Genomic DNA, 21,472 nt, shown 5'->3' with positions numbered 1-21,472 from the left:
CAGTAGCCGCCGTATTGCGGCTGGTAGGCCGCGGGGTCGGCGGCGAAGGCATCACGCGTGTCTTGGCTGGCGAAGTAGTAGGCGACCCCGTCGTGGACGTGGCCGAACTTGGCTTGGCCGTCGGTGACGCCGAGACCGAGGGCAAGGGCCACGCTGTCGGTGCCGCGCAGCGCAACGCGCTCGCCGGTGCGGGTCGTGCCGCTTGAGAGGTTGTACTCATCGACGGCGAGTGCCACGGATGCGGTCGAGAGGCTGCCGATGAGGGTGGCTGCGCTGATCAGAGTGTGGATAGGCTTCATGACGTTACCTTTCAGTGATCGCCAGAGATTGGCGAGGTTTGTGAGCTCCGCAAGCCGCATGGCTCGCGGATCGGGCCGCCGGCGCTCGATGGCTTTTCCGGTCGTGCACTTGCTTTAATACAAGCGCCATGCCAACCCTTAATCTTTATCAAAAACAGATAGATAAGATGGAAGCGTCAACTCAAGAGATTTGTGTCCCACAAATTTCTGTGGTCTGATACGCAGAAATTTGGGGAGACATCGATGACCGCATGGCCGTTTGCCGACGCGCCCACACTGGTGGCAGAGCTGGACGAGGCGCTGACCTGCCTTCACACCAGCCGTGGTTGGTGCCAGCGTCTTGGTTTGGCGAAGCCCCCGGAGCCGCGGGCCATGTCGCTCGACGCCCTGCTCGTGATCGCGCGGGGCCATCCACGCCCGAAGCGACCGCGCCGACAAGCCGCTGGTGAAGGTCAACTGTGTCAGTCAGCGTGGAAGATCGACCGGGGATCAGCGGCGAAAATTGAGCAGGCTAGCGAGCCTGTTTGCGGTGTCGGAAGCGGTAGGAATTGTTCCCGGTCTCGATGATGTCGCAGTGGTGGGTGATGCGGTCGAGCAAGGCGGTGGTCATCTTGGCGTCGCCGAAGGAGAGGTTGGTGGTGATGATCAGACTGGTGCGCTCGTAGAGCTGGCTGACCAAGTGGAAGAGGAGCGCGCCCCCGGATTGCGGGAAAGGCAGGTAATCGAGCTCATCGAGGATGACGGCGTCGACCTGGGTCAGTTGCCGAGCCAGGGTGCCGGCCTTGCCCTGGGCCTTTTCCTGCTCCAGGCGGTTGACCAGGTCCACGACGTTGTAGAAGCGGACCCGTCTGCCCTGGTGGATAGCGGCGACCCCCAGGGCGGTGGCCAGGTGTGTCTTGCCGGTGCCAGTCCCGCCGACCAGGATCAGATTGTGGGCCTCCTGGGTGAACTTGCCGTTGGCCAAGGGCTCGACGAGGGCGCGCTCGACATCGGATTCCTCCCACTGGAAATGGTCCAGTTCCCGATGAAGGGGGCAGCGGGCCACCCGTAGCTGGTAACGCAGGGATCGGACCTGGCGCTCGACCTGCTCGGCCTCGAGCAGCCGTCCAATCCAGGCCAGGTGGTCGGCGGGACTTCGGGGGCGTTCTGCCAGCAGCTCCTCTAGGGCGGTGCCCATACCGTAGAGGCGCAGAGCGCGCAGCTGGACGGTCAGCTCATGGCTCATGACAGGGTCCCCGCAGTTGGTCGTAGCGGGCACAGTCGGCCTGGGGCTCGTGGACGAGGCTCAAGTGCTCGGGGCGTTCAAGGGGAGCCATAGGAAGCGGCGCCTTGAGGCGATGGACATGGTTGAGGACCACCGCGGCGCTCACCGTGCGATGCTCCAGGGCCAGCTCGCAGGCCACGCAGAGCAGCTCCGAGCCATGCTCGCGCAAGGCGAGCAGGATCTCGACGAAGGCACGGTCGCCTTTGGGCTGGCGCAGCAGCTTGTCCTTGACTGCAGCGATTGGGGCCGGCAGCTCCCACTGCACGAAGGGCGCCCCGTTACGCAGCGCCCCCGGTTTGCGCTCCAGCAACGGTAGGTAGTGCCAGGGGTCGAGCACCAGACGGTCACGGGCAAAGCTGCGCGCATGGGCGGCGATCTGCTCGCCCTCTGCCACCACCACGATGCGCTCGGCGCTGGCACGCAGTGAGACCCGCGCTCCGGCGTACTCGGCCGGGACACTGTAGCGGTTGCGGTCGTAGGCCACGGTGCAGGTGGAGGAGGCCCGGCAGGGGTGCTCGAAGTAGCCGTCGAAGATCATCCGAGTCGGCACCCCGCCGAAGAAGGCAAAGGCGCGGTCATGGGCGTCGAAGACCATCTCCTGCGTCTCCCTCGGGTAGGCCACGAGGAAGCACTGACGGCTGTGGGCCAGGCGAAAGTGCGCCAGTTTGATGGTCTGCACCACACCGTCGAGCTCGACCTGCTCGCGGCTCCAGTCGAACTGGGCCGCGTCCCCCGCTGGGAACACCAGGGGAATGAACGCCTGCGTGCTAACGAGGCGACTACGCGACTGCTTCCAGGCTTTCACCGCCCGCTGCACGCTGTCGTAGCCTCCGGCATAGCCCTGCGCCTGGAGATCCTCGAACAGGCGCTGGGCCGTGCGCCGTTGCCGCTTTGGGCGCTGGCCATCCTGCTCTAACCAGTGCACCAGCAGTTCTTCGTAATTGCCCAACTTCGGCTTGGGCTGCTCGCGCCGGCGATAGGCCGGCGGCTGGGTTTGGTGCAGATACTTCTTGACGATATTGCGCGACAGCCTTAGCTCGCGGGCAATCCCACTGATGGGCTCGCCGTCAACCAGGTGGCGACGGCGGATCTCGGCAACCGTTTCCATGCATAACACCCCAGGCTTCTCCAGCGAAAACGCCGGAGGGTGACAGACACCAGGGGGTGGTCAATGTTGGACGCTGTTTCCCCCCTGAACCTGGTCAGTTTTCCATGCTGATTAACATGATGGAAATGTCACTTTCGCCTGTTGATAACTAAAAGCCTTTCAATTCCAAAAGTTGAGGAAAAGGTCACAAAGTAGAATTAGTCTGTCGGGCTCGGAAGGCGATGCCCCGCGGTGCGCCCGAGCAAATCGATCGTGGTCCCAGAAGCGATTGTGACTGACGGTGTCTTGTGCGGGCCGACCCTGGCTGTGACCTCTGGGCTCGATTGATCACTTAGGAGTCTGCTTAAAGCCTGAGCATCAGGAGTATCAGCAACATGGAAGCCAGGCTCGCCATGACCGTCCTGATCGCATTCCATCGATTCCAGCGCGGCTCGAATGCCCTGCGCGCCGATGCTTGCGCCTGCTCATCCAGGCCATCGAGAGCGAGCGCTTGGAGCTGGTTGTTCAGCGGAACGTTCACAACGAGTGTCGGGAGTTGGACACCGAGAAGATAGAGGGTCGCCGCGACGACGAGGAGCAGGCGATCAGCTCCATCCAAGTACCACAAGCCAAGGACGGCCGCGACGGCCAATGTCGCCACCGAGCCGGCCCAGACGAGCACGAAGATCGGTCGCCCCCGCTGGATCACAGCATCCATTACCTGAAATGCTTGGATGAGCTCCCTGTCGCTCAAGCGCTTGATGCCCGGCATCACCACGACAGCGAACGCAAACAAGAAGCCTGCGACCAATGAGGACAGAAACGTCGCCAAGAGCAGGATGAGCTGCAAGAGTCCCATGATGTCTCCAGTCGGTTGAGCGCAGGGGCGTATATCAGGAAGGAGCCGGAGCGAGTTGCACGTCACCTTGGCGCCCGCGGCAGCAGGACGCCCACTCCGGGGATTCTGGCGTCTTGCTCGGCCTAGCCCTGGACGACGCCCTTGAGCTCGACCGTGTTGCCCTCTGGATCGCGGATGTAGAGTGAGGGTCCGCTGCCCAGGGCACCGTAGCGCGTCACGATCTCACCCACCTCCACGCCCTGTCCCCGCAGGTGCGCGATGATGGCGTCCGGGTCCCAGGGCTGCACCTGGAGGCAGACGTGGTCCATGTTGGGCGCCCGGTGCTTCGGAGGCTCACCGCCCGCTCGACCCAAGTCACTCTCGACATCGACCAGGTCGATCAAGGATTGCCCGGCGCGTAGCTGGGCGAGCCCGATCTCACCTGGCCCACGCTCCAACCGGCAGCCCAGAACGTCGCTGTAGAAGGCGATCATGCGCTCCAGGTCGACGGCGCGAATCACGACGTGGTCGATCAGAGCGATGTTGATGGGGCTCGGCTGACGCATGGTGGCTGCTCCAGGTCGCTTGCGTGCATCTTGAGACAAAGTGGCGCCCGTTGCGCGCGTTCCAACGGGCGGATATGCGGCCGCACCGGCGAATCGTCTCGAAGGTCTCCGCGCCGCTGGGCTCCAGGCCCGCGCTCTCCATCCGATCTGGTCTCGTTGTCACCCGGCGTAGCCGAAGCCCGCCGCGGATGGGCGCCCTCCATCCTTCGCGACCGACCCGCGAATCGTCGCGGCCCGCGGATTACCGTTGCGCCTGAGTGACAGCCTGGCCGGTCAGAAAAAAGCCTTCTTTCCAATGTCTTGACCGTTTCTTTCGGATTTAGCACGCCCTTTGTTTTAAGTACATTGGCCCCCGCCCGCGCACCGCCCGCCTGGGACGAGGCGCCCGAGCCGGCGCCGCACCGGGACCTCCTCCAACAGCCCGAGTCCGACTTCGAGTTTGGTCAGCGCATTGCGTGGTAGCCGCCGTCTCTCGCAGGTGACGGTGCAGCCCCACTCGTCCCCCGGCGGCACGATGCACCGCAGATGCGAGCCCCGGCACTCCACAACGCGCCCGCCTGTCCCATCGACCTCCGATCGCCCTGTGGCCACCCTGAATGCCACCCCTGCCCGCAATATAATAACCCCTGTTTTCCACACCTGAAGATCCAGCCGGGCAATGAAGTCCAGCGGTGGTAAGATGACATGGTTGGTGCCATCCCTGGGTGAAGCGCAGCCTTATCTGGAAGAGCAGTGCTTCATTCCCGGGTTGCACCCGGGCGCGCTGGAACGTCCCGCGGATAGCGTATGTGGTTGCCCATTGACAACTTCACGCCCCGCGCCCCCAGGCGGCCTTCTTCACCAATAACCGCTAGGGCAGCTGATTGAGTCAGAAGACAGCCTGAGAGCGAATCGCTCGTCGACGTTCTTCGCCTTGCTACCGATTATATCGGCTTAACGCACGGCCAGACCGTTGGCCGATACCGGTACGTCGATACTCGAGCCCAACGCTGACAGGCCGCCTTTCTCCTTGATCTCAAAGCTACCGATCGTATCGTTGCGTCCGTTCAGGGTGTAGAGGTTGCGGCCGTCATTGCTTATTCCCATATCGAGCGGCCCGCTGGCTTTACCGGTTTTGCTGGTAACTCCATCCTCGTCGAGAAGGGAGATTGAACCGTCAAATGCGACGTTATAACCGGATATGGTGTTGCTGCCTGCGTTGGTGGTGTAGGCGAAGCGACCGTCATGACTCACGACCAGCCAGCAGGCCGCAGTTTCGCTGGTGGGTACTGCCGAACTGATCAGGCTCAGATTGCCGTCCTCGCCCAATTGATAGGACGATACCGAACCCTGCTCGGCCGCCCCTCCGGCCGCCTCGCTGACGAACAGTTGATCGCGCTTGCCGATGGCGAATCCGAATGGTGTTGTGCCCTCTGATGCATAGGAGATCCCCGGACCTGCAACACCGGAGTCGTCAACGGTGAAGGTATCGATCAGGTTCGTTGCTTTCTCGGTGACGACGAGTACATCCCCATCCGAATTGAAAGTGATCTGGGCGGGGGCGGTACTGACTTCGCTCAGGAATTGAGTCGAACCCGGGATCCGGCTGAGCACCCCGTCATCGGTAACCCGAAAGCCGGTGATCGAGTCAGGAGCATCAACGGTCCCACCTGCGTTCAGTACATACAGAAGGTCGTGTGAATAGGTCAGGCTGATCGGGCTGACACCACCGGAGTCCTTCACATCAACCAGATTCAGCCCATCCTCGGTGACGGCGAATACCGAGATTTCGTTACTGCCCGCATTGACCACGAACAGCCAGCGATTGGACGGATCGAGAATCACCGCACCCTGGTTGCCCAGCCCTGAACTGGTACCCAGACCGCCGGTGGAGAACTCCCCCGACGGTGTCAGTCTGCCGCTCTTGTCCCGGTCGAAGACCAGTACAGAGTTGCCGCCGGCATCATTGCTCATGGTGTAGACCGCACCAACCGGGTCGCCACTGGCCAAAGCAGATATAGGATAGATCGAAGCCAGCAGCAGGCCTGCGGCAGTGCCGGTCTTGCGAAGCGTATTAGTCGAACGCGATTCTCTTTGTGGGGTACCGCAGTCGATTGCTGCACGTTTCATATCGAAAGTCCTCTAGCGATTGTCGCCCGTTTGGGGCGAGGTAAGTGAACTCCACGAGCCGTCAGGCCTGCAGAGTGAGCCGCCGGTCATCGACGGTTATTCGCTCGGGGGCAAAGGGCGTGCCAAACAATTATTTCTCACAAAAACAATCACATAAGAATGTTGAATAACCTCAATAACTTGAGGAACACAAAATCCTGTTGCTCAAATTTAAAAATATTGAGGTGTTGCACTGGGTTATTGTGGGCCTTTCCGGCTGACGAAGGTGAATACGAAACTGAAAGTTGGCGGTATGACCTGCTTGCAGTGGAGTTATTGTCAAATCTGGTGTATAGCCGCTCAGGCGGCGACCCTGTCTGACTGATCGACGACTTCCGCTCCATTGCGGAGCCGGACGTTGTTGACGACCAACTCCAGCTTCCTGAATCCCTTGATGCGCTTCCAGCGCTTCTGCGCGCTCTGAAGCGGGTTGAAGACCATCGCCAAGGTGGTCTCGCGTGAGCCGCAGTTGCGCGAGCGCTTGGTTCGCAGACGCACCGTGGCGAAGGTCGACTCGATCGGATTGGTGGTGCGGATGTGCACCCAAATGCTCGGCCGGGTAATCGTAGAAGGCCAGCAGCGCACACCGGATACCAGAAGGCGCGCGTACTGGAGACAGGCAATGAGGTCTTCGCGCTCCAGCTCGGGGTGATCGGCGAGGATCCCGTCCATGAACATGCCAGACGACACCAAGTCCAACACGGCTTCACCGGCCAGCGCATGCGCCGGACGCAGGGTTCGCCGTGGCAAATGCTCGGGTCAAGGGTAATGCGATCTAGGGAAGCGCTGAAATATTCAGCGCTTCCCGCGCGGGGCAGGACGCCCAGCCAGTTTCAGTCGCCTAAGCGACTGACAATGAAGGAGAGCGGAAACCGCGTTTTCGCCCTCCGTGCTGATTTTTGGCCAGGATGGCCAATAAATCAGCGTCTCCCTAGGTGAGTCACCGTCGGGCTCCAGAAGACTGCGTCTGACGCAATGCAGTATCGAGCGCGGGCACGGCACTTTCAAACGCCGCTTCAGGTGGCGGCTGACCCGACAGCAGTCCTGCGCCTTGGACGACTCCAGGTCGTGGAGGTCGAAGCGCACTCGCGCACGCGACCGGAGAGGTCCCTGTCCCCCCGGTCGTGCTGCTGGCCTACCGGAATCCTCCGTAGAAGGCACTTCCGGGCGCCAGGTCGGGACTCATCCGCCCGCCGGGCGGGATTCGACCTTGGTTGCGCTGATCCGTGCGGCTTGCAGCAATGTCCAGCGGACTTCTATCGATCTCGGCCCAGACATAGGAATCCGGTCCGCCGACGCCGAAACCGCTTTGGCCCGCGAATGCCGGTGAGATCACGAGCGTCAGGACGAGGGTGCTGAGGATGTGTTTCATGGTCTGTTCTCCAGTCGATTGAGGTTGCTTCTTGAATCGTGTGAGCGCGTCGGACAATCAGGGGTCAGCGGCTGTTGACCTCGGACACCGCGACGTGATGCATCCCGGGCCAGTTCTTCTCCGCCTTGGCCAAGGTCCCGGCCTTGTCTTCCTCGTAGGCCGCGAAGGCGGCCGCGTCCAGGAACAAGTAGAGCTTGGAATCGACGATGTCCGCGAAGCGCGGATTGGCGTCGAGCTTCTTGCCGACCGCGACACCGAAGGCGCAGAAGCCGCCGTATTGCGGCAGGTAGGCTGCGGGATTGGCGGCGAAGGCGTCGCGCGTGTCCGGGCTGGCGAAGTAGTAGGCGACCCCGTCGTGGACGTGGCCGAACTTGGCTTGGCCGTCGGTGACGCCGAGACCGAGGGCGAGAGCCACGCTGTCGGTGCCGCGCAGCGCAACGCGCTCGCCGGTGCGGGTCGTGCCGCTTGAGAGGTTGTACTCATCGACGGCGAGTGCCACGGATACAGTGGAGAGGCTGCCGATGATGGTGGCTGCGGTGATCAGAGTGTGGATGGGCTTCATGTCGTTACCTTTTCGGTGGTCGCCAGTAACTGGCGGGGTTTGTGGGCTCCGCAAGACGTATGGCTCGCGGTTCGTGCCGCCGGCGCTCGATGGCTTTTCCGGTCGTGCACTTGCTTTAATACAAGCGCCATGCCAACCCTTAATCTTTATCAAAAACAGATAGATAAGATGGGAGCGTCAACTCAAGAGATTTGTGTCCCACAAATTTCTGTGGTCTGATACGCAGAAATTTGGGGAGACATCGATGACCGCATGGCCGTTTGCCGACGCGCCCACACTGGTGGCGGAGCTGGACGAGGCGCTGACCTGCCTTCACACCAGCCGTGGTTGGCGCCAGCGTCTTGGTTTGGCGGAGCCCCCGGAGCCGCGGGCCATGTCGCTCGACGCCCTGCTCGTGGCGGATCAACCGCCCGAGCTCGCCGATCGTCTGAGGGAGTTGCTGCGCGGCGATCACACAATCGAGAACATGCCCGTGTCCCTGAGAGGGCGAGCCGCAAGCACCACCCGGGGACTGCTCTCGGCCTGGCGCGCAGCTCCGGACGCGGCATCGCCGCGGCTGGTGCTGGCCGTGACCTGCAGCGGGGATCACGACACGGCACTTGGGGAGCTGCGGCAGTTGCGCACTCGGCACGAGCTGATCCTCGACGCCGTGGGCGACGGGATCTACGGCTTCGATCGGGAGGGCCGGCTCACGTTCGGCAACGCGGCCAGTATGGAGATCCTGGGCTGGGATCCGGACCACATCATGGGCACGGTCTCACACGATGTGCATCATCACTCCCACGCGGACGGCTCGCCCTACCCACGTGAAGAATGCCCCATCTACGCCGCGCTGAGGGACGGTGAAGTCCATCGCGTGGACGATGAGGTGTTCTGGCACACCGACGGCCGTCCTGTTCCGGTCGAGTACATCAGCACACCGATCCTCCAGGACGGCGCCATCCAGGGGGCGGTCGTGGTGTTTCGCGACGTCAGCGAGCGCCGGGCGATCGAGCAGCAGCGCGAAGCGGCCTACCACGAGATCGCGCGCCTCAAAGAGCAGCTGGAGCTGGAGCGCGACTATCTGCGCGAGGAGATTAAGGTCAACTCCGACTTCGGGGAGATCATCGGGACCAGCGAGGCGCTGCGGCAAACCCTGGCACAGATCGCCGCCGTGGCCCCGACACCGGCCAGCGTGCTGGTCCTCGGCGAGTCCGGCGTCGGCAAGGAGATGATCGCGCGCGCCATCCACGCCCGCAGCGACCGCGCCGACAAGCCGCTGGTGAAGGTCAACTGTGCCTCCATCCCGGCGGAGCTCTTCGAGAGCGAGTTCTTCGGCCACGTCAAGGGCGCATTCACCGGCGCGCACCGCGATCGGGTCGGGCGCCTGCAGCTGGCCGACGGCGGGACCCTGTTCCTGGACGAGGTCGGCGAGATTCCCTTGAGCCTGCAAAGCAAGCTGCTGCGCGCGTTGCAGGAGCGCGAGCTCGAGCGGGTCGGCGACGACCGCACGATCCAGGTGGACGTGCGCGTGGTGGCCGCCACCAACCGTGACCTGGACGCTGAGATCAAGGCCGGACGCTTTCGCGAGGACCTCTTCTATCGCCTGAGCGTCTTCCCGATCCAGGTGCCGTCCTTGCGCGAGCGTCCCGAGGACGTCGCCCCGCTGGCCCAGCACTTCCTGGAGCGCGCCTGCGCGGAGCTGGGGCGCGAGGGTATGCGCCTGTCACAGCAGCAGATCGAGGCCCTGCAGCGCCACGACTGGCCCGGCAACATTCGCGAGCTGAAGAACGTGATCGAGCGCGCCGTCATCCTCGGCACGGGCGGGCGCGCCCGGCTGGATCTGGCCATGCCGGGCGGTGCCGGCAATACCGTCGATCCGCCGCCAACGGAGCCCGGGGCAGAGCGACCGAATGGGCACGCCGGATTCGTCACCGACGCGGAGATCCGGGCGCGCGAGAAGGCGAACATGCTGGCCGCGCTGCGGCATGCGGGGTGGAAGGTCTGGGGAAGCAACGGCGCCGCGCAGCTGCTCGGGCTCAAGGCATCCACACTCGCCTACAAGATGAAGGCGTTGGGTCTGCGCAAAGAGCCCTAGGGCGATGCCGCTTTGTTGGCCATCCTGGCCAATCCCCTGCTGCGCCGTCGGTTAGCCGGGTGCCGGGAGCTCCGCGTCGATCCCCCGGGCTACTCCAAGGGGGCCAGGTCACCCAGGAGCGTCGGAATCAGCTCGCTGACGGTAGGATGAATGTGCACGGCACGCTGGATGACCGTGTAAGGCGTACCGGCATACATCCCATCGAGGAGCGAGTGGATGACCTCGTCGCCGCCGATGCCGAGGATCGCGGCGCCGAGAATGCGCTGGGTCTCCGCGTCGATCAGCACCTTCATGAATCCCTGCGTCTCGCCGCGCTCGCGGGCACGTCCGACCCGCGTCATCATGCGCTTGCCGACGAGGACCGGACGGCCCGTTTCGCGCGCCTGCCGCTCGGTTAGGCCCGCTCGGCCGAGCGGCGGATCGATGTAGAGGGCATAGGCCGGTATTCGGTCGGAGACGCGCCGTGGGTCGTCGTCAAGCAGATTCGCGGCGACGACCTCGTAGTCGTTGTAGGCGGTGTGGGTGAAGGCACCGCGGCCATTGACGTCGCCCAGCGCCCAGACGCCGGGAACGGTCGTTCGCAGCCGCTCGTCCACCCTGATGAAGCCCCGTCCGTCGGTGGCGATACCGGCGGTGTCCAACCCCAGGTCGTCCGTGTTGGGCTGGCGGCCGACGGCCAGCAGCAAGTGACTCCCCAGGATCTCGGCTGGTCCATCCTGGCACGCCAGGTGGACGGCCATCCCGTCGTCTTGCCGGCGAACGCTCAGGCAGGCGGACTTCAGCCGGACCTCGATGCCCTCGGCTTCCAGGATCGCTTTCACGGCCCAGGACACGTCCGGGTCCTCGTGACGGATCAGCCGCTCGCCCTGCTCGATCACCGTGACCTGGCTGCCGAATCGGCGGTACATCTGGGCGAATTCGAGCCCGACGTAGCTGCCCCCGACGATGACCAGATGCTCCGGCAAGACGTCCAGATCGAGCATGCCGGTGCTCGTCAGAGACTCCACCTGATCGAGCCCGGGCAGGCCCGGGACCGCCGGTCGCGCTCCGGTGTTGATGAAGATCCGCTCGGCCTTCAGGACCTCCCCGTTCACGCGCACCCGATCCGGACCGACGAACCGGCCATGGCCTTCATAGACACTGACGCTCGGCATGCTCCTCAGCCACTCGGAGACACTGTCCCTGGAGGCCCGCACGACGGCGTCTTTCCGGGCCTTGACCCGGGCCAGATCGACGCGCACCTCGCCGTCGTTCATGACACCGAAATCGGACGCGCGGCGGGCCATGTAGGCGGCGCGGGCGCTGGCGACCAATGTCTTGGTCGGCGTACAGCCGACGTTGACGCAAGTCCCCCCGACGTGCTCGCGCTCGATGATGGCCGTGCTCAGCCCTTCGCTGGTCAGCCGTTGGGCGAGCGCGGGACCGGCTTGCCCGGCGCCGATGATGATTGCATCGTAGTGCGTGGCCATGGCGTATTCCTCTTCGATGGTGTGGAGCGGACCGGCAGTCCCGGCTTGTCAGATCTCGAGGATCAGGTCACTCGCGGGTACCGAGCAGCAGATCAGCACCGACCCGGGATCCGGGCGTTCGAGGGGCTCGATGCGGTAGGTCACCTCCCCGGCGATGCGCGTGCAGAGGCAGGTCTGGCAGATCCCGGAGCGGCAGTTGTAGTCCGGTCGCAGGCCATGGGCCTCGGCCAGTTCCAGGAGGCTCCCGACGCCCGGGTCCCAGGCGGCTGTGACGCCAGACCGCTCGAAGACCACCTCAAAGGCGGCGGAGGGTATAGCGTCAACCACCTTCGTTGGGGCCTTTTCGGCACCCGCCTTCAGGACGGATGCGGGGCCAAAGAACTCATAGTGGATGTGGTCCTCGGTGACGCCCCAGCCCAGCAGATCGTTGTAGAGGGCGCGCATGAACGGCGTGGGCCCGCAGAGATAAAAGTCGGAGGCTGCCGGAGGAAGCAGCTCCTTCAGCACGTCCACCGTGACATGACCGACGCCGTCATGGCTCTGCCTGGCAACGTCGCCCGGCTCCGGCCGACTGTAGCGGACATGTAGATGGACATTGTCATGCTCGGCGGCGAGACGACGCAGGTGCTCACCCATGACCTGCTCGCGAGCGTTGCGCGCGCCATGGATGAACCAGACCGGCCGCTTGGATCCCGCGGCAACGATGGCGTTGAGCATGCTGATCATGGGTGTCAACCCGATCCCAGCGCTGATCAGCACCACCGGCGTCTCCTGACCGGGGTCGAGGCAGAGCTCACCCCGGGGGGGCCTGACGCGGAGCTTCGTACCGGGCCGGACCTGGTCATGGAAGTAGCTCGACGAGAGGCCGGGCGGTGCCTCGGGCCGATGCGCCGGGGGCAGCTCGCGCTTGACGCTCAGTCGATAGTGGTCGGGGTTGGGGGCGTCGGAAATCGTGTATGTCCGGGTGACCGGTCTTGGCTGGCCCGGGATGTCCAAGCTGAGGGTGAGGAACTGCCCTGGCTTGAATGCAGGCAAGGCCTCCCCGTCCTCGGGAGTCAGATAGAAGGACGTGACGGTCTGCGTTTCCGCGACCTTGCGATCCACGACGAACGAGCGCTCACCATCCCACCCCCGCGGTTCGGGCGCCGACTGGGCCGCGTCTAGCTGCTTCTCCAGGTGCAGGCGCCAGGCATCCCCCAGGTCGCGGGAGGCAAGCACGCGCCGCAGGCCGTGCGGATCGCGTCTTCCGGACCGGTAAGCATGAATGAACTCGGCGATGGTGACCGAGCGCGGGTCGCTGTCTACGCGCTCGATGGTGTCGCCCGCGCCGATCTCGCCCTCCTCGATGACGCGCAGGTAGAAGCCGAGCCGGCCGCTGTCCAGGAACCGACGCAGGAAGTCCGGCCCCGTGTCCATGCGCAGGGCGAGCTTGTAGCAGGGGATGCGGGGCTGCGTGACCTGCAGCAGGGCGCCGCCCACGCGGAACCGATCACCGACGCACACCTGCTCCTCGGTTAGCCCTTGTAGCGTCAGGTTCTCCCCGAACTGACCGAACGGAAAGGGCGCGCGCTGGAGCGCTGCCTGCCAATGAGGGTAGTGCTCGACCGGATAGGCATACACGGCCATGTCGCGTCCGCCGTGGACCTTCCGGTCCGCCTGGCCATCGCCGTCGAGATTCAGCATGCGCGCCCTGACGCGCCCGACGACGGGCTCTTTGAAAATACCCGTGGTGATGGTGGCGCCCTGGTGGGGCACCTCCTTCGGGAGAGAGACGTTGACGGAGAGCAGTTTCATGGTTTCAGTCCAGGTTGGTTGGCCTTGGCTCGGCGGGGCTGCCGTCATCGCCGGCACAGGCATGGCTCGCCGTTGCCGGTCGGGTCACAAGGCCAGCTCGGACAGGCCCTGGTGTCCCTCGGGCCGCGGTCCCGGCGGCCAATGGAAGAGGCGCTGCTCGACGCTGATCGGTTGGTCGTTGATGCTCGCCAAGCGCACGCGCATGAGTCCCTTCTCGTCGAATTCCCAGTTCTCGTTGCCGTAGGAGCGGAACCAATTGCCCGCGTCGTCGTGCCACTCGTAGGCGAAGCGAACGGCGATACGGTTGTCGGTGAAGGCCCAGACCTCCTTGATCAGCCGATAGTCGAGCTCCCTGGCCCACTTGCGGGTGAGAAACTGGACGATCTGCGCGCGTCCGTTGACGAACTCCGCGCGGTTGCGCCACCGGCTGTCCGACGTGTAGGCGAGCGAGACCCGCTGGGGGTCGCGGCTGTTCCAGGCGTCCTCGGCGAGGCGGGCCTTCTCCGCGGCGGTCTCGGCGGTGAAGGGGGGAAGCGGCGGTCTGGGATCGGTGGTGCTCATGGGCGTTCTCTTCTATGTCGGTGGTTGGCGGGGTGGTGCCCCCGGCGCGCCAAGGGCGGGGTCGCGCCGGGGGACAGGCGTGGGGCACGGCTCAATCGCCATGCATGGCCGCAACCGCCTCCTCGGTGCTCCACACCGTATTGGCCAGGAAGCGGAAGTTCACGAGCGCGGCGGCGTATCCATCCCCTTCCTCGACCTGAGCGGCCGCCGTCGCATCCGCCACCACGGCGACCTCGAAGCCCTGCTCGAGTAGCTCGCGCAAGTGGGATTCGGTGCAGAGGTTGGCGGACATCCCGGCCAGCACGACCTTGTCGATGCCCTGTTTGCGCAGCTGCAGCACCAGATCGTTCGTCTCGGGGCCGTAGATCTTGTGCGGGCTGGTGACGGTGGTTTTGCCGTCCTCGATGTAGGGCTTGTAGCGCGCAAGCCAGTCGGCGCCGGAGCCCGAGAAGCCCGCGAGGCTCAAGGGGTCCTTGCGGTCGAACATGCCGATCTTGTGCATCAGCGCCTCGAGCGCGCCCTCGAACCGCCAGCCGTGGTCATGCGGATAGTAGTAGTGCGGCGAGATGAAGACCGGGATGCCCTCGGCCTTCGCGGTCTTGAGCAAGTGCTCGATATGCTCGACGGTGTTGTTGGCCTCGACGTTTTTGCCGACGACGCCCCAGGCCACGCCCTTGGGGCTGAGGAAGTCGATCTGCGGGTCGGTCACGACCAGGGCCGTTCGGCTCGGGTCGATCTCCATGCCGGGATTCGGCAGATCCGCGAGGGCGGGCGAGAGGGTTAGCGTCAGGGATGCGGCGACATACAGGGTCTTGGCGACGGTCTTCATTGTCTTGCTCCGGATCGTTGGATGGATGAGCGGTGCTCTGGGCAGCCGGCGCGTTTTCGAGCACCGGCCCTGAAGTCCTGGCTGCTGCCGCGGCATGCGTGACAGCGCAGGGCTATAGCGACGGAGAGGCCCGGCCTGCTCGTCTCCAGCCGCGCTTGCGCTCCACGCGCTGCAACAGCTGTGCTTCCAAGCGCGTGCAAAGCGGCAGCCAGAGCCAGAGGCACAGGGCCAGCGCGCATAACAGGTCGGCAACGTGCAGGCCATCGAGCACCATGCCGCCCAGACTCAGGGCGCAGATCAGTCCACGGTTCAGGTTGATGAGGTGACTGCGTCGTCTGGCGTTCATATCGGCCCCTCCTGTCGTACGACCTCTCTAGTACAAATGTCGAGCCAAGATTAAAAAATATTCCAAAACAGTTGCTTAGCGATCCTCTCGACGCCACGGAAATTTGTGGCCCACAAGAACCTGTGACGCGATACCCGAAAAATCGAGGTGATGGGATGAGGGGCGTAGCGGTCGGCGGGCGCGCCGCCGCTAGCGTGCGGCTCCGCTGAACGGGCGCTGGCGGGGGCTTGGTCGTGCGACGATCGGAGCCGCCTTTGCTCGATCGCACGGCTGGACTGGCGGAGCGGTTGCCAGCGGCAAGCAGGCTTTGTCGAGGATGGAACTGTGCGTGCCGCTGAAAAAACTTGGGCTGAGGCAGGCGAAGTCGAAGCCGCCTCCTACCCAGAGCACAGTTGATCGTGCACAGTCACCTTGCTCGTAACCCGCCCGCAGCTCCGACCGCTCATTGCTCATGTCCGCGGCGGGGGACATCGATGCCGACTACCCCGTTAGAACGCACACCGGCACAGCATCGACTGGCCGATCAATTGCAGTTCGCCGCCCCTAATCCGACGGAGACGGATTTCCGCTCATGGCACCCCCACCTGCCGTCACCAACCCCTCTGGACGCGCCGTCGGAAAACTCTACAGTGGACCGCCACAAACGACGGTCACGATGTCGGCTGTTGGCCGAGAGCTGTCGTCATCCTGTCGGAAAACATCTGTTTTCCGATGGTCTTCAAAGATCCTCTCGGGAAGCGTGCTTCGGGGCTCTCTGAGTCAACGGAAAACCCTGTCGTAATGAGCTAGTATACGGAAACCTCAATTTTGTGGTTTTCCGCTCATGCTTGTCGGCTACATGCGCGTTTCTTCCGACTCTGACCGGCAAAGCACCGACCTGCAGCGTGATGCGCTTCTGTCAGCGGGCGTCGATGCTCGGCATCTCTTCGCAGATCACGCTTCCGGGGCCAAGGATGACCGTCCCGGTCTGACCAAGGCGCTGGACTTCGTGCAGGCGGGTGATGTGCTGGTTGTCTGGAAGCTGGATCGCCTCGGGCGATCGCTCTCCCACCTCCTGACCATCATCGATTCGCTCAAGGACAAGCAGGTCGCGTTCCGCTCGCTGACGGAAGGCATGGACACCACCAAGCCCTCCGGTGAGTTGCTGTTTCACGTCTTCGGTGCGCTCGCCCAGTACGAACGGGCCTTGATCCAGGAGCGGGTCCTGGCGGGGCTGGCTGCCGCCAAGCGGCGCGGTCGCACCGGCGGCCGCCCACCGGTCATCGTCGACGAGAAGCTTGAGGCCATTCTGGCAGCGCTGAACGGCGGCATGTCCAAAGCGGCTGTGTGCCGCAATTTTGGCGTCAAACGATCGACCCTGATCGACACACTGGCTCGCATCGGCTGGTCCGGTCCGAACTCATCTGGAACCGAGCCGCATGCCGGATGATGCGGTGCGTGGTCAGGATCACTGGCACCTCACACCAGACGAGCAGCGACTGGTGGAATCCAAGCGGCGGACAAGTCGGCTCGGCTTCGCCGTGCTCTTGGTCTTCTTCCGTGAGCGAGGTCGGTTTCCACGTGACGCCACGGAGGTCGACGCGCACGCGATCCGGGCACTACGCGAGCAGCTCGACCTACCGCCTCCGAACGATGACGAAGCCGCCCTCAGTGACCGCTCGGCCGAGCGTCTGCGCGCCGAAATCAGGAGCCGCTTTGGCTTCCGCGAAGCGACTGTCGCCGACGCGGACAATCTGACGAGCTGGCTGTGCGATCAGGTCATCGGCGCTGTCGGTAGCGAGATTGCTCCATTGATGGAGAGCCTGGAAGCACGCTGCCGCGAGCTCACCCTCGAGCCCCCGACCGTCGAACGCATGGAGCGCATCGCCCGCTCGGCGGTGCGCGCCTACGACGACCGCTTTCACGCCCGTACTGTCGAGCGACTCTCCTCGGCAACGCGCAAGCGGTTGGACGCCTTGTTGCGGCCGGAGGGGAGCGACGAATCCGCTGCCGAGGATGAGGTCAGTAGCCAGGTCCCTGCGGTCCTGTTGAAGCTGCTCGGCAACCCCGGCCGTCCCAGTCTTGCCAGCATGCAGGACGAACTGGCCAAGCTGGATCTCCTGCGAGGGATCGAGCTTCCTCCGGACCTGTTCGACGACGCTGTGCCGCGCGACCTGGAACGCTGCCGTCGCCGCGTATCCGTGGAAGCCCCCTACGAGCTGCGCCGACATCCGGACGCCGCCCGGCTGACCTGGCTAGCCGCGTTCGTGCATCTGCGCGTGCGCACGCTGACCGATGACCTCGGCGATCTGCTGATCGAGACCATCCACACGATCGGGGCACGTGCCGAGCGCAAGGTCGAGCGCGAGCTGCTGGAAGACCTCAAGCGCGTCACGGGCAAACAGAACCTGCTGTTCGCCCTCGCCGAGGCGACGCTGGCCGAGCCGGATGGCGTCGTGCGTGACGTGGTTTTTCCAGTGGTGGGCGAACAAACGCTGCAAGATCTGGTGAAGGAGTGGAAGGCCACCGGGCCAACCTACCGCCTCACCCTGCGCGCGGTGATCCGCAACTCCTACCGCGGGCACTACCGGCGCATGGTACCCCGGCTACTGGCTGCTCTCGACTTCCGCTGCAACAACGACCGCCACCGTCCGGTGATGCAAGCGCTCGATCTGGTCAAGCGCTTCGCGGAGAGCAAGGTCCGGACATTTCCATCCGAGGAGGACGTTCCGCTCGATGGCGTCGTGCGTGGTCTATGGCGCGAGGCGGTGATGGAGCAGGACGCCGCCGGGCAGGATCGCGTCAACCGCATCACCTATGAGATTGCCGTGCTGGAGGCCCTGCGCGAGCGTCTACGCTGCAAGGAAATCTGGGTGGTCGGGGCCAACCGCTACCGCAACCCCGACGAGGACCTGCCGGCCGACTTTGAGCGCAACCGCGAACGCTATTACCAGTCTCTGGATCTGCCGTTGGAGGTCGAGCGGTTCGTCACCGACCTGCAGGCCGAGATGCACGAGGTCCTAAGTGCCCTGGATGCTGGGTTGAAGAAGAATCCTGCCGTCCGACTCAACACCAAGAAGGGCGGCGGCTGGATCACGCTGACACCCTTGGACGCACAACCCGATCCGCCCAACCTGACCGCCCTCAAGGCGGAGCTCAACGTCACCTGGCCGATGACGAACCTGCTCGATATGGTCAAGGAAGCGGATCTTCGGCTCGGATTCACTGATGTGCTCAAAAGCCCGACCGCCTACGAGACCCTGGAGCGAGCAGTCTTGCAGCCACGCTTGCTGCTGTGCCTGCACGGGATCGGCACCAACGCCGGTTTGCAGCGCATGGCGAGCCTAGATTCCGGTACGACGGCCAAGGACCTGGCCTACGTGCGGCGTCGTTACCTCAACGTCGATGTCATGCGCCGAGCCATTGCCATCATCGCCGACGGGACCTTGCATGCCCGCAACCCGGCCATCTGGGGAGATGGAACGACGGCCTGCGCCTCGGACTCCAAGCATTTCGGTTCCTGGGATCAGAACCTAACGACTCAATGGCATGTCCGCTATGGTGGACGCGGCGTCATGATCTACTGGCACGTCGAGCGCAAGTCGCTGTGTATCCACAGCCAACTGAAGTCGCCGTCCTCCTCCGAGGTCGCCTCGATGATTGAAGGTGTCCTCCATCACTGCACCGAGATGGAAGTCGACCGCCAGTACGTCGATTCGCACGGCCAGAGCACGGTCGCGTTCGCCTTCTGTCGCTTGCTCGGCTTCGAGCTGCTGCCTCGGCTGAAGGCTATCCACTCGCAGAAGCTGTACCGGCCGGAAACTGGCAAGGCCGATGCCTACAAGAATCTCCAACTGGTTCTGACCCGACCGATCGATTGGGGGCTGATCGGGCAGCAGTACGACCAGATGATCAAGTACACGACGGCACTGCGCCTAGGGACCGCCGAAACCGAGGCGATCCTGCGGCGTTTCACCCGGCAGAACGTGCAGCACCCCACGTACAAGGCGCTGGCGGAGCTTGGAAAGGCGATCAAGACCATCTTTCTGTGCCGTTACCTGCACTCCGAGGCCCTGCGCCGCGAGATCAACGAGGGACTCAACGTGGTCGAGCAGTGGAACGGAGCGACCGATTTCGTCTTCTTCGCCCGGCGCGGCGAGATGGTGAGCAACCGCCGCGAGGACCACGAGATCAGCATGCTCGCCCTCCACCTGATCCAGAACTGCATGGTCTACATCAACACGCTGATGATCCAAACCATGCTGGCGCAGCCGCATTGGCAGGGAAGGCTTACACCTCGCGACTATGCGGCGCTGACGCCGCTGATCTGGGAGCACGTCAACCCGTACGGACGATTCGAGCTCGACATGAGCACTCGGCTGGCCTTGCCTTGAGCGAAGTGGCGGCTGGTGACACGACTGTTGGGTCTACCCCAGATGGTAGTGGTTGGTCATCTGACAATAGGCGTGACAGACCCAGCTAAACCGTTCGAACACCTCCGCCAGGCTGCAAAGAAGCACCTCGCGATCTTCGTCGTCTTCAAAGATTGCCTCTTGCCGATCACCCCTAGAAGTGACCTGGTACAGGGCACCGGCGAATTCAATGCGCAACGGTCTGGCCATGCGCGAGAATATAACTTGGTCGACAACATGTTACAATGCGAGACCTGACCCCATGGCCCAGTGCCGAGCCAGGCAGTGGCCCGCCAGATCCTCGACGCCGGTTTTGCCCGATTTGGACTCGAAGCGAGCGATGTTTGCCTCGTTATCAGAACCGGCAAATCGCGACCCCGGCTTGCTTTCGCCTATTCTAGCCCGATACCGTAGTGGCTTTCTAAGGAGCTACGCTAATGGGGTTTAGAATCAGCCTCTCCACCCCGCCAACCCAAACTTCTTGAGCAGGTTCGCCTCACCTGTATATTGCACCCGGTCCTCTCGACAATTTGTAGTCAAACGCAATCCGGGGCCTGGTAAAGGCAGAAGGCCCTGCAGTACCTTTCCTAAGTGTCCCTTCCTGGCCGTAAGCTGCCGCCCGGTAGCTCCTCTCGGCCCGTTTTTGCGCGGTGGTTCGCTCCCGACCCGACCCGGTCCTTTAGCCAAGGCTTATATAAGGAAAGGCCTAACGAGAAAGACCGAGCCCAAGCAGCCAACAGCATCCAAATGAAAGGTGGCTGCAGAAAGTCGACAAGCGGTTTTTCGGTCAGAAACTCTGCGCCCGCCTCCTTTCTCCCGTGTGCAATGCAAGGGGCGGAGGTCCTGTGAGGTCAGGAGAGCTGAATCGGCGGAAAGGCTTCACGCAGGATAACACGCCGCCAAGTATACTATCCCGCAGATATGGCTTGGCGCTGTAACTGCCGACAGGTATAACCCGCACATTGTAGGTTATTCGGAAACCACAGAATTACTGGATAGCTCCGCTTCGCGGAGCTATCGAGCAGATGAGGAGCGCGCCTCAATAACAAAACTAGTCGGCAAACCAACCGCCACGCTATCAAGGCAGATCGAGTCAGACGCGCCAATGCGCGCTCCTCATCTGCTCGTTAGCCCAAGTCAGGGAAAGGTATGAAAAGGCACGAGAAGCTGTTGATCCAGATTCTCCGGGGCACATCAGATGCGAACATTTCCTTTGTCGACTTGCGACAGCTCTTGATCCGGCTTGGCTTCGAGGAGCGTACACGAGGGAGCCACCAATTATTTCGAAAAGAAGGTGTTGAGGAAAAGATTAATCTCCAGAGAGAGGGAAACAAGGCGAAACCCTACCAGGTGCGCCAGGTTAGAAACGTGATCGTAAAGTACGGTATGGCGGAAGGAGAGGATGAATAAGTACGAAATCATAATGTACTGGAGCGATGAGGACGATGCCTTTGTCGCCGAAGTCCCTGAGCTCCCGGGTTGCGCTGCACATGGGAGCACACAGGAAGAAGCTCTGCGGAATGCTAACGAGGCTATCCAGCTTTGGATAGAGACAGCAAAGGAGTTCGGCGATCCGGTGCCGGAGCCTCGCGGCAGGCGGCTGATATTCGCGTAGCCTTTCTAGCGCTAACCAGCCGCTCAAGGCGACGCGGGTAAGCGCGGGTGGCGCTTCGCGGTCGGCTTAGTGGCCGCGCGCCTTAGCGGCTCGTTAAGTCCGCAATTGGCCGACTCCAGCCGAATCCATAGCTCTAGCCAACGCTTCTATTATGAAGATGCTGAAAGGCGGCAAACGACCCAGTACAGACCTCCGAGCTTGACCTCTCGAGCGTCCACTGTGTCCCACTTACGAACTGCGAACCGGGCAACGGC

The 21,472-nt window shown here is 63.3% G+C and carries 18 protein-coding genes and 3 pseudogenes; 5 read left to right on the top strand and 16 right to left on the bottom strand.

Features of this window, described 5'->3' with window-relative positions; genetic code table 11:
* The 10 genes and pseudogenes from LJE91_14995 to LJE91_14950 all read right to left on the bottom strand — a co-directional run.
* Positions 1–359: hypothetical protein (locus LJE91_14995; protein ID MCG6869982.1), on the bottom strand; the 359-nt coding region annotated here is incomplete at its 3' end.
* 451 nt (positions 360–810) lie between these two features.
* Complete coding sequence (gene istB / locus LJE91_14990; GenBank protein MCG6869981.1) at positions 811–1,524, bottom strand: IS21-like element helper ATPase IstB; 714 nt, start codon at positions 1,522–1,524, stop codon at positions 811–813.
* Positions 1,514–2,671 carry an IS21 family transposase gene (gene istA, locus LJE91_14985; GenBank protein MCG6869980.1) on the bottom strand — a complete coding sequence of 386 codons (1,158 nt, stop codon included), beginning with the start codon at positions 2,669–2,671 and terminating at the stop codon, positions 1,514–1,516. The genes istB and istA overlap by 11 nt, the downstream gene beginning before the upstream one ends.
* Positions 2,672–3,014: 343 nt before the next feature.
* Positions 3,015–3,509 carry a DUF1772 domain-containing protein gene (locus LJE91_14980; GenBank protein MCG6869979.1) on the bottom strand — a complete coding sequence of 165 codons (495 nt, stop codon included), beginning with the start codon at positions 3,507–3,509 and terminating at the stop codon, positions 3,015–3,017.
* Between the two features lie 122 nt (positions 3,510–3,631).
* Complete coding sequence (locus tag LJE91_14975; protein ID MCG6869978.1) at positions 3,632–4,054, bottom strand: VOC family protein; 423 nt, start codon at positions 4,052–4,054, stop codon at positions 3,632–3,634.
* A gap of 933 nt (positions 4,055–4,987) precedes the next feature.
* Positions 4,988–6,163, bottom strand: coding sequence for a lactonase family protein (locus LJE91_14970; protein ID MCG6869977.1), 1,176 nt, complete (start codon positions 6,161–6,163; stop codon positions 4,988–4,990).
* Positions 6,164–6,502: 339 nt separating this feature from the next.
* A pseudogene (locus tag LJE91_14965) lies at positions 6,503–6,782 on the bottom strand (transposase).
* 5 nt (positions 6,783–6,787) lie between these two features.
* Positions 6,788–7,020 (bottom strand): annotated as a pseudogene (locus LJE91_14960) (DUF433 domain-containing protein).
* A 317-nt stretch (positions 7,021–7,337) separates the two neighbouring features.
* Positions 7,338–7,574: a hypothetical protein gene (locus LJE91_14955; protein ID MCG6869976.1), complete on the bottom strand. Its 237-nt coding sequence runs from the start codon at positions 7,572–7,574 to the stop codon at positions 7,338–7,340.
* 64 nt (positions 7,575–7,638) lie between these two features.
* On the bottom strand, positions 7,639–8,136 hold the full coding sequence (locus tag LJE91_14950) for a hypothetical protein (protein ID MCG6869975.1): 498 nt from the start codon (positions 8,134–8,136) through the stop codon (positions 7,639–7,641).
* Between the two features lie 244 nt (positions 8,137–8,380).
* On the opposite strand from LJE91_14950, the gene LJE91_14945 reads away from it, so the two are divergent.
* Entirely contained in the window at positions 8,381–10,213 is a 1,833-nt protein-coding gene (locus tag LJE91_14945) for a sigma 54-interacting transcriptional regulator (GenBank protein MCG6869974.1), read from the top strand.
* Positions 10,214–10,302: 89 nt separating this feature from the next.
* Here the strand turns inward: LJE91_14945 and LJE91_14940 are convergent, their stop codons facing one another.
* The 5 genes from LJE91_14940 to LJE91_14920 form a co-directional block, all read right to left on the bottom strand.
* Positions 10,303–11,682 carry an FAD-containing oxidoreductase gene (locus LJE91_14940; protein MCG6869973.1) on the bottom strand — a complete coding sequence of 460 codons (1,380 nt, stop codon included), beginning with the start codon at positions 11,680–11,682 and terminating at the stop codon, positions 10,303–10,305.
* Positions 11,683–11,730: 48 nt separating this feature from the next.
* Complete coding sequence (locus LJE91_14935) at positions 11,731–13,476, bottom strand: MOSC domain-containing protein (GenBank protein MCG6869972.1); 1,746 nt, start codon at positions 13,474–13,476, stop codon at positions 11,731–11,733.
* An 84-nt stretch (positions 13,477–13,560) separates the two neighbouring features.
* A complete protein-coding gene (locus LJE91_14930) occupies positions 13,561–14,037 on the bottom strand; it encodes a nuclear transport factor 2 family protein (protein ID MCG6869971.1) in 477 nt (158 codons plus the stop codon).
* A gap of 91 nt (positions 14,038–14,128) precedes the next feature.
* Complete coding sequence (locus LJE91_14925) at positions 14,129–14,866, bottom strand: cysteine hydrolase (protein ID MCG6869970.1); 738 nt, start codon at positions 14,864–14,866, stop codon at positions 14,129–14,131.
* Between the two features lie 112 nt (positions 14,867–14,978).
* Positions 14,979–15,212 (bottom strand): hypothetical protein, encoded by a 234-nt coding sequence (locus tag LJE91_14920; GenBank protein MCG6869969.1) that lies wholly within the window; start codon positions 15,210–15,212, stop codon positions 14,979–14,981.
* An 823-nt stretch (positions 15,213–16,035) separates the two neighbouring features.
* Here LJE91_14920 and LJE91_14915 point away from each other — a divergent pair.
* Together LJE91_14915 and LJE91_14910 are read left to right on the top strand one after the other, a co-directional pair.
* Complete coding sequence (locus tag LJE91_14915) at positions 16,036–16,641, top strand: recombinase family protein (GenBank protein MCG6869968.1); 606 nt, start codon at positions 16,036–16,038, stop codon at positions 16,639–16,641.
* Positions 16,631–19,585 carry a Tn3 family transposase gene (locus tag LJE91_14910; GenBank protein MCG6869967.1) on the top strand — a complete coding sequence of 985 codons (2,955 nt, stop codon included), beginning with the start codon at positions 16,631–16,633 and terminating at the stop codon, positions 19,583–19,585. Before LJE91_14915 ends, LJE91_14910 begins: the two co-directional genes overlap by 11 nt.
* Before the next feature lie 39 nt (positions 19,586–19,624).
* On the opposite strand, the pseudogene LJE91_14905 reads toward LJE91_14910, so the two are convergent.
* Positions 19,625–19,813, bottom strand: a pseudogene (locus LJE91_14905) (addiction module toxin RelE).
* Positions 19,814–20,752: 939 nt separating this feature from the next.
* Here LJE91_14905 and LJE91_14900 point away from each other — a divergent pair.
* Together LJE91_14900 and LJE91_14895 are read left to right on the top strand one after the other, a co-directional pair.
* Positions 20,753–21,013 carry a type II toxin-antitoxin system HicA family toxin gene (locus LJE91_14900; protein ID MCG6869966.1) on the top strand — a complete coding sequence of 87 codons (261 nt, stop codon included), beginning with the start codon at positions 20,753–20,755 and terminating at the stop codon, positions 21,011–21,013.
* Complete coding sequence (locus LJE91_14895) at positions 21,006–21,218, top strand: type II toxin-antitoxin system HicB family antitoxin (GenBank protein ID MCG6869965.1); 213 nt, start codon at positions 21,006–21,008, stop codon at positions 21,216–21,218. The genes LJE91_14900 and LJE91_14895 overlap by 8 nt, the downstream gene beginning before the upstream one ends.
* Positions 21,219–21,472: the final 254 nt, after the last annotated feature.

This window comes from Gammaproteobacteria bacterium, assembly GCA_022340215.1.
GTDB lineage: Bacteria > Pseudomonadota > Gammaproteobacteria > JAJDOJ01 > JAJDOJ01 > JAJDOJ01.
This window is presented reverse-complemented; position numbering and strand designations above follow the sequence as displayed.

What these genes read in the sequence shown, in the direction of transcription:
- istB (MCG6869981.1), bottom strand. Translation starts at nt 1,524, where the DNA reads ATGAGCCATGAGCTGACCGTCCAGCTGCGCGCTCTGCGCCTCTACGGT.
- LJE91_14935 (MCG6869972.1), bottom strand. Translation starts at nt 13,476, where the DNA reads ATGAAACTGCTCTCCGTCAACGTCTCTCTCCCGAAGGAGGTGCCCCAC.
- LJE91_14975 (MCG6869978.1), bottom strand. Translation starts at nt 4,054, where the DNA reads ATGCGTCAGCCGAGCCCCATCAACATCGCTCTGATCGACCACGTCGTG.
- LJE91_14915 (MCG6869968.1), top strand. Translation starts at nt 16,036, where the DNA reads ATGCTTGTCGGCTACATGCGCGTTTCTTCCGACTCTGACCGGCAAAGC.
- LJE91_14945 (MCG6869974.1), top strand. Translation starts at nt 8,381, where the DNA reads ATGACCGCATGGCCGTTTGCCGACGCGCCCACACTGGTGGCGGAGCTG.
- LJE91_14910 (MCG6869967.1), top strand. Translation starts at nt 16,631, where the DNA reads ATGCCGGATGATGCGGTGCGTGGTCAGGATCACTGGCACCTCACACCA.
- LJE91_14950 (MCG6869975.1), bottom strand. Translation starts at nt 8,136, where the DNA reads ATGAAGCCCATCCACACTCTGATCACCGCAGCCACCATCATCGGCAGC.
- istA (MCG6869980.1), bottom strand. Translation starts at nt 2,671, where the DNA reads ATGGAAACGGTTGCCGAGATCCGCCGTCGCCACCTGGTTGACGGCGAG.
- LJE91_14925 (MCG6869970.1), bottom strand. Translation starts at nt 14,866, where the DNA reads ATGAAGACCGTCGCCAAGACCCTGTATGTCGCCGCATCCCTGACGCTA.
- LJE91_14955 (MCG6869976.1), bottom strand. Translation starts at nt 7,574, where the DNA reads ATGAAACACATCCTCAGCACCCTCGTCCTGACGCTCGTGATCTCACCG.
- LJE91_14895 (MCG6869965.1), top strand. Translation starts at nt 21,006, where the DNA reads ATGAATAAGTACGAAATCATAATGTACTGGAGCGATGAGGACGATGCC.
- LJE91_14920 (MCG6869969.1), bottom strand. Translation starts at nt 15,212, where the DNA reads ATGAACGCCAGACGACGCAGTCACCTCATCAACCTGAACCGTGGACTG.
- LJE91_14900 (MCG6869966.1), top strand. Translation starts at nt 20,753, where the DNA reads ATGAAAAGGCACGAGAAGCTGTTGATCCAGATTCTCCGGGGCACATCA.
- LJE91_14980 (MCG6869979.1), bottom strand. Translation starts at nt 3,509, where the DNA reads ATGGGACTCTTGCAGCTCATCCTGCTCTTGGCGACGTTTCTGTCCTCA.
- LJE91_14970 (MCG6869977.1), bottom strand. Translation starts at nt 6,163, where the DNA reads ATGAAACGTGCAGCAATCGACTGCGGTACCCCACAAAGAGAATCGCGT.
- LJE91_14940 (MCG6869973.1), bottom strand. Translation starts at nt 11,682, where the DNA reads ATGGCCACGCACTACGATGCAATCATCATCGGCGCCGGGCAAGCCGGT.
- LJE91_14930 (MCG6869971.1), bottom strand. Translation starts at nt 14,037, where the DNA reads ATGAGCACCACCGATCCCAGACCGCCGCTTCCCCCCTTCACCGCCGAG.